This window comes from Amycolatopsis rhizosphaerae (genome assembly GCF_007713715.1).
GTDB lineage: Bacteria > Actinomycetota > Actinomycetes > Mycobacteriales > Pseudonocardiaceae > Amycolatopsis_E > Amycolatopsis_E rhizosphaerae.
This window is the reverse complement of sequence record NZ_VJWX01000107.1, coordinates 1-16,446: the sequence shown is the minus strand read 5'-3', so window position 1 is coordinate 16,446 and position 16,446 is coordinate 1. Positions and strand designations below refer to the sequence as shown.

The window sequence follows — 16,446 nt, the reverse complement described above, 5'->3', positions numbered from 1 at the left end:
CTCTAGGGGGGTGGTCTGACAGTTCGGGGTGGGACTCGGGCCCGGCCGGTCCCGGGTGTCCACTGAGGACGGTGTAGGTCAGTTCGCGCGCAGCTCCTGTTCCAGGGTGGCGCACAGGATGTGTATCGCGACCAGATGTGCCTCCTGCACGGCGGCGGCGGTACCCGGCAGGCAGATCGCATCGTCGACCACGTTCGTGAGCGGGTTGGGGCCGGGGCCGGTCAGGGCCCAGACGGTGGCGCCGGCCCCGATCCCCGCCTCCGCGGCGAGGGTGAGGTTGCGGCTGCGGCCGTTGGCCGACAGCAGTACGACGATGTCGCGGGGGCGCGCGTGTGCGGTCACCTGACGCGCGAACACCTGCGCGTAGTCATGGCAGTACTCGTCACCGAGCGCCATCAGGCTCGAGGTGTCGGCGTGCAGTGCGATCGCAGAGAACGGGCGGCGCTCGTCGTGGTAGCGGCCCACCAGTTCGGCGGCGAGCTGCTGCGCTTCGGCGGCCGAACCGCCGTTACCGGCGGCGAGGACGCGGTTGCCCGCACGGAGCCGTTCGGCGAGCAGTCGCCCCCAACGGGTCAGCCGTGCGGTCTGCTGGCGCAACGCCTCCAGCGTGTCGTCCAAGGTGTTCAGGTGTGCGCTCGCCACATTCGGTATCGGTGTCCCGGTGGTGGCGCTCATGGCCGCTGAATGCCCGCTGGCAGACGGGCTAAACGCCGCTCGGTCCACGCCCGGCGGCACGAAAAGCGCTTGCCTGGCGGGGGAGTCCCGGGATCAGGACTTGACCAGCCGGGCGATGGCGTTGGAGGCCTCGCGCACCTTGATCTCGGCCTCGTGGCCACCGGCCTTGGCGGCGTCGACCACGCAGCTGGACAGGTGTTCGTCCAGCAGTTCGAGCGAGAACGACTGGAGTGCCTTGGTCGCGGCGGAGACCTGGGTCAGGATGTCGATGCAGTACTTGTCCTCTTCGACCATCCGCTGCAGGCCGCGGATCTGCCCTTCGATTCGGCGGAGGCGCTTGAGGTAGGCGTCCTTGTCCCCGCTGTAGCTAGCCATATCCATGCCCACCTTCGTGCTCGACTGAACCGCCATCATACCCGCTCCCCGTATGGTGAAGACAGCTTTCCCGTGCTCGGGTTGGGATCGGCGTCACGCAACCGGCCGCTCTCCCCTTACCGGTAAGGGGTATAGTCGGGTCATGACTGAGACCGTCTACACCGTCACCGGCATGACCTGCGAACACTGCGTCAAGTCGGTCACCGAAGAAGTCGGCAGGATCGAGGGCGTCGAGTCCGTCTCGGTCGACCTGCCGACCGGAGCCGTCACCGTGGTGAGCGCCGCGCCGCTCAGCGACGAGGCGATCCGCGCGGCCGTCGACGAGGCCGGTTACCAGGTCGCCTGATGGCCGCCACCGCGGAGCACGACCGGCTGGAACTCGCAATCGGCGGGATGACCTGTGCGTCCTGCGCGATGCGGATCGAGAGGAAGCTCAACAAGCTCGACGGTGTGACCGCCACGGTCAACTACGCCACCGAGAAGGCCGACGTGACCTTCCCTTCCGGCGTGGATCCGCACCGCCTGATCGAGGTGGTCGAGGCGGCCGGGTACACCGCCGCGCTTCCCGAACCCGCGAGTGAAGAAGCGGACGCGGACGAGGAAGCCACCCGTCCCCTGCGCCTCCGCCTGGTCGCCTCCGCGGCGTTGGCCGTCCCGGTCGTCGTGCTCGCGATGGTCCCCGCGCTGCAGTTCGACTACTGGCAGTGGGTCTCGCTGGCGCTGGCCACCCCGGTGGTGACCTGGGGCGCCTGGCCGTTCCACCGCGCCACCTGGGCGAACCTGCGGCACGGCAGCGCGACCATGGACACGCTGATCTCGGTCGGCACCCTGGCCGCCTACCTGTGGTCGCTCTGCGCGCTGCTGTTCGGCATGGCAGGCATGATCGGCATGCGCCACTCCTTCGAGTTCACCGTCCAGCGCGGCGACGGGCTGGCGAACGTGTACTTCGAGGTGGCCGCCGGGGTGACCACCTTCCTGCTGGCGGGACGGTACTTCGAGGCCCGGTCGAAGCGCCGGGCGGGCGCGGCGCTCCGTGCGCTGCTGGAACTCGGTGCCAAGGACGTCGCGGTGCTGCGGGACGGGGTGGAGACCCGCATTCCGGCTTCCCTGCTGAGGGTGGGCGACCGGTTCGTGGTCCGGCCCGGGGAGAAGATCGCCACCGACGGCGTGCTCGAAGAGGGCACTTCCGCGGTGGACGCCGGCCTGCTGACCGGCGAATCGGTGCCGGTCGAGGTCGGCCCCGGCGACCCGGTCGTCGGGGCCACGGTGAACGCGGGCGGCAGGCTCGTGGTGCGGGCCACCCGCGTGGGCGCGGACACCCAGCTCGCGCAGATGGCGCGGCTGGTCGAGGCGGCGCAGACCGGGAAGGCCCGCGTCCAGCGGCTGGCCGACCGGGTGGCGAGCGTGTTCGTGCCGGTCGTGCTGGTGCTGGCGCTGGGCACACTGGTCGCCTGGCTGACCACGGGAAACGCGCCCTCCGCGGCGTTCACCGCGGCCGTGGCCGTGCTGATCATCGCCTGCCCGTGCGCGCTGGGACTGGCCACGCCGACCGCGCTGCTGGTCGGCACCGGGCGCGGCGCACAGCTCGGCATCCTGATCAGGGGACCGGAGGCGCTCGAATCCACCAGCGGCATCGACACGATCGTGCTGGACAAGACCGGCACCGTCACCACCGGGCGGATGGCGCTCACCGGAGTGCACCCGGCCGAGGGGGTCGACCGCGAAGAGGTGCTGCGGGTCGCGGGCAGCCTGGAACACGCCTCCGAACACCCGATCGCGAGGGCGATCGCCGCGGCCGCGCCCGAGCGAGCCGACGTGGAAGGCTTCACCAACGTCGAAGGGCTCGGCGTGCAGGGCGTGGTCGGCGGGCTCGCGGCCGTCGTCGGGCGCCCGGCGCTGCTCGAACAGTGGGGCCTGCACCTGCCGGAGCCGCTGGCCGAGGCGAAGGCGGCCGCCGAAGAGCGCGGGGAGACGGCGGTCGCGGTCGGCTGGGACGGCCGGGTGCGAGCCGTGCTGACCGTGGCGGACACGGTCAAACCGACCTCCGCGGAAGCCGTTGCCCGTCTCACCGGGCTGGGACTGCGTCCGGTGCTGCTCACCGGCGACAACCCGGCGGTGGCCCGCACGGTCGGGGCCGAGGTCGGGATCGCCGAGGTGATCGCCGAAGTGCTGCCGTCGGACAAGGTGGACGTGGTCAAGCGGCTGCAGGACGAGGGCCACCGGGTGGCCATGGTGGGCGACGGGGTGAACGACGCGGCCGCGCTGGCGCAGGCGGACCTCGGCCTGGCCATGGGTACCGGCGCCGACGTGGCGATCGAGGCCGGGGACCTGACCCTGGTCCGGGGCGATCTCCGGGTCGCCGCCGACGCGATCCGGCTTTCCCGGCGCACCCTGCGCACGATCAAGGGAAACCTGTTCTGGGCGTTCGCCTACAACGTGGCGGCGCTGCCGCTGGCGGCCTTCGGCCTGCTCAACCCGATGATCGCGGGCGCGGCGATGGCGCTGAGCTCGGTGTTCGTGGTCAGCAACTCCCTGCGACTGCGCACCTTCCACTGACACCACCGTTCAGCTGTGGTGCTGGTGGTGCGGTTCGGGCCGGTCCTCGGCGGCGGGGCCGCCGCCCATCATCCCGAGCATCGGCGCACCGCCGGTGCGGAAGAAGCGGATCAGCAGCACGGCGGTGAGCGCCAGGAAGGCGATGTTGAGCCAGGTCGTGTAGTTCCACGAGATGCCGGCCTCCAGCACCGTCGCCGACCGCACCTTCGGGGTCAGGCCGCTCACGCCGAACAGCAACTCGACGAGGTAACCGGCCCCCACCATGGCGAGGAAGAAGGTGCCGAAAACGGTCAGCGCCATCCGGGTGCCGTAGTACTTCCGGTAGATGTTGAGGATCGGCAGGATCAGCAGGTCGGCGAAGATGAACGCGACCACGCCCCCGAAACTGATCCCGCCGTTCCACAGCACCGCGGCCAGCGGGACGTTGCCGATCGAGCAGACGAAGCTCAGGATCGCGACCACGGGCCCGACCACGGGGCCCCACAGGGCCGAGCCCAGTGGGTGGTCGGTCAGGAAGAACACGCGCCAGAACGAATCCGGCACCCAGGCGCCGATCGCGCCCGCGATGAGCAGGCCGAGCACCAGGTCGCGCAGGATCGCGGCCCATTCCATGACGAACACGTGCGAGACCGACGTGAACCCCTCGGCCGAACCCAGCCGCCGCCAGAACGATCCCTCGCGCCGGATGGACATGTCCATCGCGGCGTGCCCCTCCATCGAGCCGGCCAGTCCGCGGTCCGCCTGCTCGCGGGCGGCGCGCAGCAGGCGATCCCGGACGAAGAGCCGGAACAGCAGCGCGACCAGGACGATCATCAGGGGCCCGCCGACGAACTCGGCGGCGGTGAACTGCCAGCCCATCAGCAGGGCCATCAGGATGCCGAGTTCGACGACCAGGTTCGTGGACCCGATTTCGAAGGCCATCGCGGCGGTGAAGTTCGCGCCCTTGCGGAACAGGGACCGCGCCAGCGCCACCGCCGCGTACGAGCAGGACGAAGAGGCCGCGCCGAGTCCCGCCGCCACCGCGAGGGTGCGGGGCCGGTCGTCGCCGAGCAGTCGCACCACCGTGGATTTGTGCACCACGGCCTGGACCACCGCGGACAGCGCGAAGCCGAGGATCAGTGCCCAGAGGATTTCCCAGGTCATCGATCCGGCCAGCGCCAGTGCCCTGCCGATCGCGTGCAGCACAGCCACCTCCCTATACCCGCCTCGGGTATTCCCGTGGCGGTCCGGCGCTAACCCCTCGCGGACGGATGGGGTAGAAGAAGACGTGACCGATGGACCACTTGCCGGGCTGCTGATCGCCGATTTCAGCCGGGTGCTCGCCGCGCCGTACGCGACCATGCTGCTCGCCGACCTCGGTGCCGAGGTGATCAAGGTCGAGCGACCCGGCACCGGCGACGACACCCGGGCCTGGGGGCCGCCGCACGTGGCAGGAGAGGCGGTCTACTACCTGTCGGTGAACCGGAACAAGCGTTCCATCGCGCTCGATCTCACCGATCCGGCCGGGCTCGCCGCGGCGCGGGAGCTCGCCCTGCGGGCCGATGTGCTGGTGGAGAACTTCCGTCCGGGCCTGATGGCCCGCTACGGCCTCGACCACGGCAGCCTGAAGGACGCGAATCCCGGGCTGGTCTACTGCTCGATCTCCGGTTTCGGTAGCGGCGCCGGCGCCGCGCTCCCCGGCTATGACCTGCTGGTGCAGGCGGTCGGCGGGTTGATGAGCGTCACCGGGCCCGGCCCGGGGGAGCCGACCAAGGCGGGCGTGGCGCTGGTGGACGTTCTTACCGGGCTGCACGCGGCCATCGGCATCCTGTCCGCGCTGCGGCACCGCGACGCCACCGGGGACGGGCAGCTGATCGAGGTCAACCTGCTGGGCACGCTGCTGTCGAGCATGGTCAACCAGAGCGCGAACTACCTGATGGCCGGGGTGGTGCCGGGGATCATGGGCAACCGCCATCCCTCCATCGCGCCGTACGAGGTCTTCCCGGCGGCGGACCGGCCGATCGTGCTCGCGGTGGGCAACGACCGGCAGTTCGCCGCACTGGCCGAAGCCGTCGGCAGTCCCGGGCTCGCCACCGATCCGCGTTTCCGCACCAACACCGACCGGGTGGCGCACGTCGACGAACTCGCCTCGCTGCTGGGCGAAAAACTGCGGGCTCGCGGTGCCGACGACTGGTTCGAGCTGCTCACCCCACTAGGCGTGCCCTGTGGGCCGGTCAACACCCTGGCCGAGGCGTTCGGCCTGGCCGAACGCCTCGGCCTCGAACCCCGCGTCCCCGGCGACACGGTGCGCAATCCGATCGGCCTGTCCGCGACGCCGCCCACCTACCGCCGTCCCGCCCCGCACCTCGGCGAGCACACCGGCGAGATCCTGACCAGCCTGCTCGGCCTGAGCGAGCGCGAGGTCTCCCGCCTGCGCTCGCACGGGATCGTCGGCGCCTGAACGAAAGGAAGAACGTGTACGAACTCGACCCCGAGGAACGGGCCATTGTGGACACCGTGCGCGACTTCGTCGACCGCGAGGTGCGTCCCGTGGCCCGGGAACTGGAACACGAGAACCGGTACCCGGAACAGCTCATCGAGCAGATGAAACGGCTGGGGATCTACGGGCTGGCGATCCCGGAGCCCTACGGTGACGTCCGGGTTTCGACGCCCTGCTACGCGATGGTCACCGAGGAACTCGCGAGGGGCTGGATGAGCCTGGCGGGCGCGATGGGCGGGCACACCGTGGTCGCCAAGCTGCTGCTCGACCACGGGACCGAAGAGCAGAAGGCGCGCTACCTGCCGAGGATGGCCACCGGTGAGCTGCGGGCGACGATGGCGCTCACCGAGCCGGGCGGCGGGTCGGATCTGCAGGCCCTGCGCACCCAGGCCCGGCGCGACGGCGACGAGTACGTGATCAACGGCAGCAAGACGTGGATCACCAACGCACGCCGTTCGGGCCTGGTCGCGCTGCTGTGCCGCACCGATCCCCAGGCCCGTCCGGCGCACACCGGGATCAGCGTGCTGCTCGTGGAGAAGGTGCCCGGCTTCACCGTCTCCAAGGACCTGCCCAAGCTCGGGTACAAGGGAGTGGAAAGCTGCGAACTGTCCTTTGAGGACTGCCGCGTGCCCGCGGACGCGGTGCTCGGCGGGGTCGAGGGCAAGGGGTTCGCGCAGATGATGCGCGGGCTGGAGATCGGGCGGATCCAGGTGGCCGCGCGGGCCACCGGCGTCGGCCGGGCCGCACTGGACGACGCGTTGCGCTACGCGCAGGAGCGGGAATCCTTCGGCAAACCGATCTGGCAGCACCAGTCCGTCGGCAACCACCTGGCCACGATGGCGACGAAACTGACCGCGGCCCGGCAACTGCTGCTGCACGCGGCCCGCCGGTACGACTCGGGGGAGCGTGCCGATCTCGAGGCAGGCATGGCGAAGCTGTTCTGCTCGGAAACGGCGATGGAGATCGCCCTCGACGCGATCAGGGTGCACGGCGGTTACGGCTACTCGACCGAGTTCGACGTGGAGCGCTACTTCCGGGACGCCCCGCTGATGATCGTGGGCGAGGGCACGAACGAGATCCAGCAAACCGTCATCGCACGCCAGCTGATCGCCCGCGGCGGCCTCTGAGCCCCGGCGCCGGGCGCTGCCGTGGGGGCCCCTCAGGGCCGCTCCGGCCAGGGACCCGGCAAAGTCGGCCGTTCCAGCCCGAGTCCCACGCTCCGGCGCCTGTGTCCCACCTTCCGGCGCTTGTGTCCCACTCTCGGGAACGTGAGTTCCACCCTCGGTCAGAGTCCGGTGTCGGCAGCGTGAGCTCGAGCCGAGCCCGGGGCTCGCGGTCAAGGCAGCAGGCCGTGGCGGCGGGCGGCGACGACGGCTTCCAGCCGCGTGTGGCAGCGCAGCTTGCGCATCGCGCTGCGCAGGTAGCTTTTCACCGTCTCGCCGCCCAGGCCAAGGTCGGCGGCGATCTGGGCGTTCGTCCAGCCGAGTGCCACGCAGGTGAGCACGTCCAGTTCCCGTTCGGACAGTCGCGGGGCGCCGTCGCCGGGTGGGGCGGCGAGGCGGTCGGCGAGGGCGCGCAGGCGCTCGTCGCCGGTCTGCCTGCTCAGGACCCGCAGTTCGGCGTAGGTCTGCCGGACCCGCTCCCATTGTGAGGTCCCGGGGATGCTGACGCGCTCCGCCCGCGTCTCCTGTTCGAGCTGGGCCATCCGCCGTGCCAGCTCGTCCTCCACCGCGAACCGCTGTTCCAGATCCCTCGCGGCGTCCACAAAGGACTGCAGAATCCGCTCGCCGAGCGGTTCGGCGCTGCGCGTCGACCCGTAGAGCACGGCGCGTGCGGTCCGGCCGACGACGACCGGGGCCGCGACCATCGCGCGCAGGCCCTCGGCGGTGATGTACCGGTCGTAGTCGTGGCTGATCCCGGGGGAGCGGACGTAGTCGTGCAGGATCATCGGCCGCCGCAGGGACACGACCCGGCCGCCCAGCCCGAGACCCGGACCGAGCACCACCCCGCGCAGCGCGCCCCGGTTGCTCCCGGCGAACTCGCTCAACCGGACCCGTGCCGTGCCGTGCACACCGCCGCCGAAGGCGAGCGGCAGCCCGGTGACCTTCTGAAGGCGGTCGAGGGTCCGCTGGATGTGTGTCTGGTCGTTCACGCTGCGCTCCTCGGGTCGCCACCCCCGTCCGGGGGTAGCCGGGCCGTCCTTGGCCCGGGACCATCCCGCATAACGCTACGTCTCAACACCAGCGTCACGTACAAGGAGCCTCGATGACGAGTCCGCAACGCCACGCCGCCGATCTGCTGTCCCGCTTCACCAGGCCCGACGCCTGCGTGGCCCGGGTGCTGTGCGACGACCACCCGGACGGCGCCGTCGCCTTCACCGTGATCGAGCCGGACCTGTCCAGCCACGACCTGACCTATGGTGAGCTGCGCGAACGCTCCGCCCGGTGCGCCGCGGGGCTGGCCGCGCTGGGCGTGGGCCCCGGCGACCGGGTGGCGACGCTGATGGCGAAGTCCGAGGAGCTGGTGATCGCGGTGCTGGCGATCTGGCGTCTCGGCGCGGTGCAGGTGCCGCTGTTCACCGCGTTCGCGCCGCCCGCGATCGCCATCCGCGTCGGCGGCAACGGCACGAAGGTGGTGATCAGCGACCCGGGCCAGCGGGCCAAACTCGACGAGATCCCCGGCGGTGACCGCCGGATCGTGGTCGTGGGCCCGGCGAGCGGGGACGACATCGCCTTCGCCGACCTGCTCGAGGCCGAACCGCTGGCGGAGCCGGTCGCGGTCGGCGGCGAGGGCATCATCGTCGAGTTGTTCACCTCGGGCACCACCGGCACCCCCAAGGGCGTGCCGATCCCGCTGAAGGCGATCGCGTCGATGCGGATGTACCAGGAGTACGGGCTCGATCACAGCGAGTCCGACGTGTTCTGGAACGCCGCCGACCCCGGCTGGGCGTACGGCCTCTACTACGCGTTGATCGGCCCGCTCGCGCTCGGGCGCCGCAGCCTGCTGCTGCACTCGGGGTTCTCGCCCGAACTGACGTTCTCGGTGCTGGAAACCTTCGGGGTCACCAACTTCACCGCGGGCCCCACCGTCTACCGCGCACTGCGCAACGCGGACCTGCCGGTGCCGGACGGCCTGAAGCTGCGGCACTGCTCGTCCGCGGGCGAGCCGCTGAACCCGGACGTGATCGCCTGGGCGGAGAAGGTCTTCGGGGTGCCGATCCTGGACCACTACGGCCAGACCGAACTCGGCATGGTGGTCGCCAACGGCTGGCACCCGGAGATCAAGGGCGAACTCAAGCCGGGGTCGATGGGCCGGGCGCTGCCGGGATGGACCGTCGAGGTGCTGCACGCCGACCGTGACGAGGCCGCCCCGGCGGGGCAACAGGGCCGCGTGGCGGTGGATCTCGCCGCGAGCGCGCTCATGTGGTTCACCGGCTACCGGGACGCGCCGGACCGCACGGCCGAGCGGTTCAGCGAAGACGGGCGCTGGTACCTCACCGGGGACGCGGCGACCAAGGACGAAGACGGCTACATCTTCTTCGCCTCGCGGGACGACGACGTGATCCTCATGGCCGGTTACCGGATCGGGCCGTTCGAGGTGGAAAGCGTGCTGCTGGAGCACGACGCCGTCGCCGAGGCCGCGGTGGTCGGCCTGCCCGACGAGCTGCGGGGCGAGGTGGTCGCCGCGTTCGTGGTGCTGCGCGGTGACGCCGAGCGTGGCGACGACCTCGTGACCGAGTTGCAGCAACTGGTCAAGACCCGCTATGCCGCCCACGCCTACCCACGGCAGATCCACTTCGTGCCGGAACTGCCCAGGACCCCGAGCGGCAAGATTCAGCGGTTCCTCCTCCGGAAGGGCTGAGCGCCCCTGCGGTGGCCGTGAAGGGTCCCTTCACAGTCGATAAACGCGCTTCCCTTATAGGTACCTACGATGGGGGTATGAACACGACAGCGACCGGCGTCCTCTGGCGCGAGTACCTGCGGGTGAGCTACGACCGGAGCGGGCACCTCAAGAGCAACGGTGAGCAGCACTCCGAGCACGTAGAGTGGGTTACTCGCCGTGGTGATCGACTGCACCCCAAGCCGTATCAGGACAGCGTCTCGGCATCGAAGTACGGCACCAAAAGCCGTGACGACTTCACTCGCTTGGTTGCCGATATCGAAAGCGGAAGGTTCAAGGCGGACGGCTTGCTGTTGTGGGAGAGTTCGCGCGGAAGCCGCAAGGTCAGCGAGTGGGCGAGTTTGATCGAAGCCTGCGAGGAGCGGAATATCCTCATCGGGGTGATGAGTGACGGCCGAGTCTTCGATCCGGCTAATGGCCGAGACGTGCGGGACCTCCTCGATGACGCCAACGATGCGCAGTATGAGTCATACAAGATCAGCAAGCGAATACGTCGGGACAGAAAGGCATCCGTGGTTCAAGGTCGCCCACATAGCGCACCGCCTTACGGGTACCGCCCGGCGTACGACGGCAAAACGCGGAAGCCCGTCGAGCCGTGGTGGACGGTTGTGGACGAGGAAGCCGCGATCGTTAAAGAGTCAGTGAAACGGTTCCTCGCGGGTGAACCGATAGAGGCAGTGGCGCGGGACTTGACTGAGCGTGGAGTGGCCGACCAGAACGGGAAACCGTTTAGTGCGCAACGTCTGCGCTATCTGATCCGCAACCCGGCGTACGCAAGCCTGCGCTACTACGGGGGAAAGGACGAAGAGCTTCGCGCGAGATCGGAACGCGAAGGCGGAATCCCCGGTGGCTGGCCTGCGATCATCTCGACTGCTGACCACTACCGCGTCATGGAAATCGTGAATAGGCGCAAGACTGTCGATCGCAACATCCGCAACCCGAAATCGGGTCAAGGTCGGAGGGCTTACCTGTTGACAGGCATCGCCCACTGTGGAGTGTGCGGGGCACCGTTGTCAGGCAAGAAACGGCGCAAGGACACGGAAGACAGCGCCTACGTTTGCTTGAAAGGGTGTGTTCGTATGCCGGTGGAGGACCTCGACGAGTTCGCCGAGCAAACGATCTTCGAGTTCATTCGCGCAAAAGAGAACGCACATTTTCTGTCACAGAAGGACGACGAGAGCAACGACGAGGTGCGCGAGTTGACTCAGCAGATCTCGAAGCTTCGGCATCGGCAAGCCGAACTGTCGAGCCTGCTCGCCGATGTCGATTCGCCGATGTCTCCTACCGAGATCGCCCAAGCGGTGAAGGTGATCAAGGGCCGGGTGACCCAACTTGAACGACGCAAGGCTGAGTTGTCGTCGCCCGGCCGTTTGGCTTCGATCTTGGGACCGTCGCTCACCGATACGCGGCGGGCGTGGGGCAAGCTGACCCTTCCTCAGCGGCGCGAAGCGGCACGGTTGTTGCTGAGCGAGGACATGCTTGGTCTTCTGGTCGTGTTCAAGAAGACGACTCCACGGAACATGAAGTGCCCTGCGCACCTGCGGGTCGGCTTCCGCCGCTCAGACGGGCTCACGACGGCCGAACAGGTAGCGCCGGTGCAGTCGGCGCCGTAGCTGTCGAGCGGTCGCCAGGGGCCGACACAACGCCAGTCCTCAGACCGGGCATCCGATCACACCGGGTGTCCGGTCTTTTGCTGTCCGCGCCTCGATGACGAGACGTCCGCCACAGTTGCTACCGGCTGCCTGCATCCACAGTGGACAGATGCTCCACTGGATCTAGGAGGGCACGTCGAAGCGCACTCGAAAGTCGAGCTTGCCGCTGAATAGGGCGTGGCGTCTCACATGACGAATAGCGTTTTGAGTAAGGCGCATTCTGCGCGCGGTCGATTGGCCGCCGCCAAGCGTCACCACCCACATGCCGATCACTCCGAATTGGAGAACGCATACAGCGCGGAAGCTTTGATCGCCGAAGCCCTGCGCAGGGCACCGAAGCTGAACGAGGAGCAGGCCGAACGGTTGCGTCGCATTCTCGGCATCTAGCTTCGCGAGAGTCCATTTCAGACACTGGCTTTCCCGTTCATCCTTCAGCGATTCGCTCTTGATTCGCTGAGTCAAATTTGCTCCGTTGAGGTCCAATCCCTCGCGGACGCGGCAGCCTTCCTAGACACGCGGCTTGTCCAGAAGTGAAACAGGCAGAGGGCTGATGCGTGGGCGCGGCCACGCCAAGGCACGTCCGCCGGATGCTCTGCTGCGATGATCCCTCGACGTGAGGAGGAGCGCGAGTCGTTCGGTGGCACCGCGAAGCAAACGGCGTAGATCAATCAGCGATGTGCTATCAGCGTTCGTGAACCCGAGATCGGTTGCGTGGCCGTATTTCGGTGATTCTATTTCGATGACTGAGCACCCGCATGAGAAAGCCCCCGGCTGAAAGCTGACCAGGCTTACCGGGGGCTGTTCTCGCTCAACAACTCAAAACAGAAGGGAGTGATCCACTGTGGACTATCCTACCACGGTAGCCGACTTCGATAAGGTCAGGCCGGATCACGGGGTTCCCGCAGGTCACGGCGCAGGCTCTGACGTAGATATGGTCAGAGCAACCCTCCACTTTGGTCCCAGTCTTGCGGCCGGTCGTGCGTACGAGCACCAAGCGCCTGCGCTGCTCGACATGGTCGCAGGGACGATCACGGCGCGCTGCCCGTGCTGCGACCGCTGGCATGTTGCCGACGCATGGCACCGGGGAAGTTCGATCGTGGGCCAGTTGGCAGCCTGCGCCGCCACATACGGCGACGTCGCACCGGAAGTCGTGGTGATCGTGATCCGCGAGCGCGGGTCCTGGTGGCTCGCGGACGGCACGGAGAACGGGCACAGGATCTCGGAGCGCGCGGCATGAACGATCACCACAGCGGGTCCGAGCTTGCCGACGTCGTACCGGCGTTGAGGGTCAGCAGCAAGCGGACGTTCCGCTACGGCGTCGAGAGGGCGGCCGATGTAGCAATCGAGCGCAGTCAGGTCGCCGTATTCGTCGGTGCGGTTCATGAGTACGTCGTGGTGTGTGCGGGTGATTGCTGCATCAAAAGACGCGGTGCCGTGATCGTCGTTCCGGATGTGGCGATGGTCGAAGCACATGCGAACGGACTGCGCGCGATTGCGACAACGTGGCAATTGCAGCGTGACGACGGACGCGAGGCATACCTGTTCCGCTTGGTCAAAGGTGTCACCGCAAGGGAGAAGGCGCGGTGACCGGCGACGATATCGAGATCTACCGCACCCACATCCTTGGCGATCGGTCCGGGTGGCTGGCTGTCGCGTATGGCATCGACTACGACCCGACCACGCGCAGGCATCGCGAGTGGTTCGACAAGCAGTACAACTATCCGGATCAATGGCCGGACTACGTCCACGACGTGGGGCAGTTCCTCGATAGCGGCACGCGGGCTGACTGCTACATCGCTCCCGCCATCAGGTTCACGAAGGACCGGCGCAAGGGATCGGCTCTGCTGCCGCACACCCTGTGGGTGGACCTCGACCAGGAACCGGCGGACGCGACGCTGTGGGCCGCCCTGGAGCCGCTTATCGTGCGGTCCGGTACATCCGGGCATCAGCACGGTTACGTGCCGCTGAGCGAGCCTGTGGACCTCGGGACGCATGCCCGCCTGAACAAGACCCTCGCGGAGAGGCTGGGCGGCGACGCCAAGTGGAGCGATGAAAGCCTGCTTCGGCTGCCCGGCACCCTGAACCACAAGACGGAACCCCCGATGCCGGTCATGATCGCGCGGGTGGGGCCGAAGGTGTGGCCGGTCGACGAGTTGGCCGCGCTCCTCGGGGTAGACCTGCGGGCCGTCGCACCGGGTGCCCACACCGTGCCCGCCGAACAGGTCGTGATCACGGCGGAGGTTCCGCCGAACCCGTTGCCGTTCATCGTCTCGTGGGCGATCGATCATCCGATGCTGAAGCCGGACGGTGGTATCGAGCGCAGCGGATCGACGTTCAAGGTTCTCGCGGCGTGCAAAAAGTCGGGATTGTCGATCGGGCAAGCGTGGTCCGTGGTGTCGAGCTACGAACACGCACGCGAGAAAGAGTCCAGGCAGCCCGGTTGGCTCGCGAGGGACTTCGTTCGCATCTGGGCCAAGGCAGACAATCCACCAACGACACCCGGTCAAGCGTTGATCATGGGAGGTACACCAACGAACGGATACGTCGGGCCGAACGGTCCCCTGTGGACACCTCCCGCGATGATGGGTGGGCCGTTCGTTCTCGGCGCGCCGATGCAACCGGCCGCCTTGCCGGATTGCGACGACGAAGCGACCGAGCTAGACGACTTCCTTGCAACTCAGGATGAGGATTACGACTGGCTTGTACCTAACCTCATCGAACGGGGCGACCGAATCATCGTCACCGGCGAGGAAGGGAAGGGGAAGTCAACGCTCATGCGGCAGGTCGCTATGCGCCTGTCGTCAGGCAAACACCCGTTTCTTGACGTCAAGATCAACCCTATTCGAGTGTTGTATGTTGATCTGGAGAACTCCGAAAGGCAGACCAGGCGCAAGCTTGCGAGTCTTCGCGAACTAGCAGGGAACGAATATCAGCGCGGAAACCTACACATCAAATGCCGACCAGCGGGTGTAGACCTCGTTAACGCGCAGGATGCCGAATGGCTACGATTCACCGTCGAAAAGTGCCAGCCGGACGTATTGATCATTGGCCCTCACTACAAGATGCACGACGCGGATGCGGCAGACGAGAAGTCGGCGCGGGCAGTAACGCGTGTCCTCGACAGGCTCCGCACGGACAGCGGATTTGCCTTACTGATCGAGGCGCACGCACCGCACGTGGTCAACGGTGAGCACGTCATCAAGCGCCCTTATGGTCCGCGACTTTGGATGCGATGGCCGGAGTTTGGAATGTACTTGTCGCCCACAGGGAAGCTCGAACACTGGCGAGGCCAACGAGATGAGCGCGAATGGCCGACGGCATTACGTCGCGGTGTCGGGATCATGGAATGGCCTTGGGTCGTTGCGGAAGCCAATACGAAGACATCGACAGCGACGAGCATCGACTATCCCGAGTTGTGGCAAAGAATTCGTGCTGAGTGTGAAAAGGTCGGAGCGCAACTGAGTTACCGTGATCTGGCGACATCGCTGAACGTGAACTACTCGGCCATCCAACGCTGCGTGGCCCAGAATCGCGACCACTGGCAAGCCATCGGAGATGCCGCGCAGGGCAGACTCGCGTAGGCGCCGATTCAATGATTCTGCTGATTCACGCCGCTGAATCAGCACCCTGAATCACCCCCTGACCTGCGGGTACTCGGCAACTCAAGATCATGAATCAGAAGTTGATCACTCTCGGCCGTGAATCACCCACGCTGACCTGCGCTGATTCACGATTCAAGATCACCCCTACTACGTAGGTGGCTCTCGTGAATCAGCCACCCGCACGGAGGCCCGGCGACACGGCACGGCCAAGCACTCGGGCAGCTAGCGGAGCATGTGGGAACACGAGACACGGGCGGCAGATCCCGGTCAGGAATCCAAGGAAGGGGGACGGGTTGTCGGATGCTCGAATGCGACGAGTCGTGACGCTGCGCGAACAGTTGCGCGGGACGCTTCACGAGATCATCGATCCGGAGATCGTGCAGAGACTCGACGACAACGGCGATGTTGTGGGCTACTCGCGTCTGCCGTCCCTGCTCGATCGACTCGAAGGATCGATTCGCGACAAGCTGTCGAAACTTCCGGGTGGCACAAGCGGATTCAAGGCGAAGCTTCCGATTCACGTCGAAGCGTTCGACTTGTACCGCGACGTTCGGGAAGCGTGGGGTTCGGCGCCACGCGCCGCACTGCGGGCACTGATGAACGAGTGTCCTGAATGGACAGACGATGAGTTCATCGCGAACCAACTCGCTGAGGCTCGCGCGTTGCGAGACTCGATCCGGAGTGTGCTTGAACCGTCGAAGCGCATCCACCTTCGCGACGGTCACGGTCGGGCAGCGGAATGCCCGATGTGCCACGCGCGGATGATCGGCCGGACCGATGCGAGCGGCGAACGTGTCCAGACCCCCGCGCTCGTTGTGGACATGGCGGCTGGCTGCGTCTGCCTCGCCTGCGGTGAGACGTGGGCGCCTGAGCGGTTCGAGGAGCTGGCCGCAGCGATCGATGGGTCGACCACACAGGGCGAGACCGGAGAGCCGTCGTCCGGGGCACTGAGCGCGTCTCTCGCAGGCGCTGGCGGCTCGCCGGGCTGGAGGCTGCCAGGGACTGACGGTTAGCGCGGCAGCGGTCGCCTCAGGCTGTGTCCCTGCCTGCGTTATCCGGCGGCCGGTGCGTCGCTTGCCGTCTGCCTGCCGGTTCGGTGGTCGCGTGTGGCGTGTGGTGCCCAACACGAGGCACGAGCGGCACGGGGCACGGGGCACGGGGCACGGGGCGAGCGGCAGGGACGGCGCGCAACGGGTGTCCATCGCCC

Annotated in this window: 15 protein-coding genes; 10 read left to right on the top strand and 5 right to left on the bottom strand. The window is 67.5% G+C overall.

Annotated elements, in window-relative coordinates:
- Positions 1–78: 78 nt before the first annotated feature.
- Entirely contained in the window at positions 79–675 is a 597-nt protein-coding gene (locus FNH05_RS13455) for a D-sedoheptulose-7-phosphate isomerase (protein WP_144588006.1), read from the bottom strand.
- Between the two features lie 93 nt (positions 676–768).
- On the bottom strand, positions 769–1,050 hold the full coding sequence (locus FNH05_RS13450; RefSeq protein ID WP_144588004.1) for a metal-sensitive transcriptional regulator: 282 nt from the start codon (positions 1,048–1,050) through the stop codon (positions 769–771).
- Between the two features lie 142 nt (positions 1,051–1,192).
- On the opposite strand from FNH05_RS13450, the gene FNH05_RS13445 reads away from it, so the two are divergent.
- Positions 1,193–1,396 carry a heavy-metal-associated domain-containing protein gene (locus FNH05_RS13445; RefSeq protein ID WP_144588002.1) on the top strand — a complete coding sequence of 68 codons (204 nt, stop codon included), beginning with the start codon at positions 1,193–1,195 and terminating at the stop codon, positions 1,394–1,396.
- Entirely contained in the window at positions 1,396–3,606 is a 2,211-nt protein-coding gene (locus FNH05_RS13440) for a heavy metal translocating P-type ATPase (protein ID WP_144588000.1), read from the top strand. Before FNH05_RS13445 ends, FNH05_RS13440 begins: the two co-directional genes overlap by 1 nt.
- A 9-nt stretch (positions 3,607–3,615) precedes the next feature.
- On the opposite strand, the gene FNH05_RS13435 is transcribed toward FNH05_RS13440, so the two are convergent.
- A complete protein-coding gene (locus FNH05_RS13435) occupies positions 3,616–4,791 on the bottom strand; it encodes a permease (protein ID WP_246127707.1) in 1,176 nt (391 codons plus the stop codon).
- Positions 4,792–4,873: 82 nt separating this feature from the next.
- Here FNH05_RS13435 and FNH05_RS13430 point away from each other — a divergent pair, with 82 nt between their 5' ends.
- Positions 4,874–6,046 (top strand): CaiB/BaiF CoA transferase family protein, encoded by a 1,173-nt coding sequence (locus tag FNH05_RS13430; protein ID WP_144587996.1) that lies wholly within the window; start codon positions 4,874–4,876, stop codon positions 6,044–6,046.
- Positions 6,047–6,060: 14 nt separating this feature from the next.
- Complete coding sequence (locus FNH05_RS13425) at positions 6,061–7,212, top strand: acyl-CoA dehydrogenase family protein (RefSeq protein WP_144587994.1); 1,152 nt, start codon at positions 6,061–6,063, stop codon at positions 7,210–7,212.
- A 209-nt stretch (positions 7,213–7,421) separates the two neighbouring features.
- On the opposite strand, the gene FNH05_RS13420 is transcribed toward FNH05_RS13425, so the two are convergent.
- Positions 7,422–8,237 carry a helix-turn-helix transcriptional regulator gene (locus tag FNH05_RS13420; RefSeq protein ID WP_144587992.1) on the bottom strand — a complete coding sequence of 272 codons (816 nt, stop codon included), beginning with the start codon at positions 8,235–8,237 and terminating at the stop codon, positions 7,422–7,424.
- 113 nt (positions 8,238–8,350) lie between these two features.
- Here FNH05_RS13420 and FNH05_RS13415 point away from each other — a divergent pair, with 113 nt between their 5' ends.
- Together FNH05_RS13415 and FNH05_RS13410 are read left to right on the top strand one after the other, a co-directional pair.
- Complete coding sequence (locus FNH05_RS13415) at positions 8,351–9,946, top strand: AMP-binding protein (protein ID WP_144587990.1); 1,596 nt, start codon at positions 8,351–8,353, stop codon at positions 9,944–9,946.
- A 77-nt stretch (positions 9,947–10,023) separates the two neighbouring features.
- Positions 10,024–11,598, top strand: a complete 1,575-nt coding sequence (locus FNH05_RS13410; protein ID WP_144587988.1) for a recombinase family protein — start codon at positions 10,024–10,026, stop codon at positions 11,596–11,598.
- Positions 11,599–11,760: 162 nt separating this feature from the next.
- Here the strand turns inward: FNH05_RS13410 and FNH05_RS13405 are convergent, their stop codons facing one another.
- Positions 11,761–12,099 (bottom strand): hypothetical protein, encoded by a 339-nt coding sequence (locus FNH05_RS13405; RefSeq protein WP_144587986.1) that lies wholly within the window; start codon positions 12,097–12,099, stop codon positions 11,761–11,763.
- A gap of 550 nt (positions 12,100–12,649) precedes the next feature.
- Here FNH05_RS13405 and FNH05_RS13400 point away from each other — a divergent pair.
- The 4 genes from FNH05_RS13400 (at position 12,650) to FNH05_RS13385 (ending at position 16,252) form a co-directional block, all read left to right on the top strand.
- On the top strand, positions 12,650–12,874 hold the full coding sequence (locus FNH05_RS13400) for a hypothetical protein (protein WP_144587985.1): 225 nt from the start codon (positions 12,650–12,652) through the stop codon (positions 12,872–12,874).
- Positions 12,871–13,224, top strand: coding sequence for a hypothetical protein (locus FNH05_RS13395; RefSeq protein ID WP_144587983.1), 354 nt, complete (start codon positions 12,871–12,873; stop codon positions 13,222–13,224). Before FNH05_RS13400 ends, FNH05_RS13395 begins: the two co-directional genes overlap by 4 nt.
- A complete protein-coding gene (locus FNH05_RS13390) occupies positions 13,221–15,218 on the top strand; it encodes an AAA family ATPase (RefSeq protein ID WP_144587981.1) in 1,998 nt (665 codons plus the stop codon). The genes FNH05_RS13395 and FNH05_RS13390 overlap by 4 nt, the downstream gene beginning before the upstream one ends.
- A 341-nt stretch (positions 15,219–15,559) precedes the next feature.
- Positions 15,560–16,252 (top strand): DUF7340 domain-containing protein, encoded by a 693-nt coding sequence (locus tag FNH05_RS13385; protein ID WP_144587979.1) that lies wholly within the window; start codon positions 15,560–15,562, stop codon positions 16,250–16,252.
- Positions 16,253–16,446 lie beyond the last annotated feature (194 nt).

What these genes read in the sequence shown, in the direction of transcription:
- FNH05_RS13410 (WP_144587988.1), top strand. Translation starts at nt 10,024, where the DNA reads ATGAACACGACAGCGACCGGCGTCCTCTGGCGCGAGTACCTGCGGGTG.
- FNH05_RS13445 (WP_144588002.1), top strand. Translation starts at nt 1,193, where the DNA reads ATGACTGAGACCGTCTACACCGTCACCGGCATGACCTGCGAACACTGC.
- FNH05_RS13450 (WP_144588004.1), bottom strand. Translation starts at nt 1,050, where the DNA reads ATGGCTAGCTACAGCGGGGACAAGGACGCCTACCTCAAGCGCCTCCGC.
- FNH05_RS13415 (WP_144587990.1), top strand. Translation starts at nt 8,351, where the DNA reads ATGACGAGTCCGCAACGCCACGCCGCCGATCTGCTGTCCCGCTTCACC.
- FNH05_RS13440 (WP_144588000.1), top strand. Translation starts at nt 1,396, where the DNA reads ATGGCCGCCACCGCGGAGCACGACCGGCTGGAACTCGCAATCGGCGGG.
- FNH05_RS13455 (WP_144588006.1), bottom strand. Translation starts at nt 675, where the DNA reads ATGAGCGCCACCACCGGGACACCGATACCGAATGTGGCGAGCGCACAC.
- FNH05_RS13395 (WP_144587983.1), top strand. Translation starts at nt 12,871, where the DNA reads ATGAACGATCACCACAGCGGGTCCGAGCTTGCCGACGTCGTACCGGCG.
- FNH05_RS13400 (WP_144587985.1), top strand. Translation starts at nt 12,650, where the DNA reads ATGGTCGCAGGGACGATCACGGCGCGCTGCCCGTGCTGCGACCGCTGG.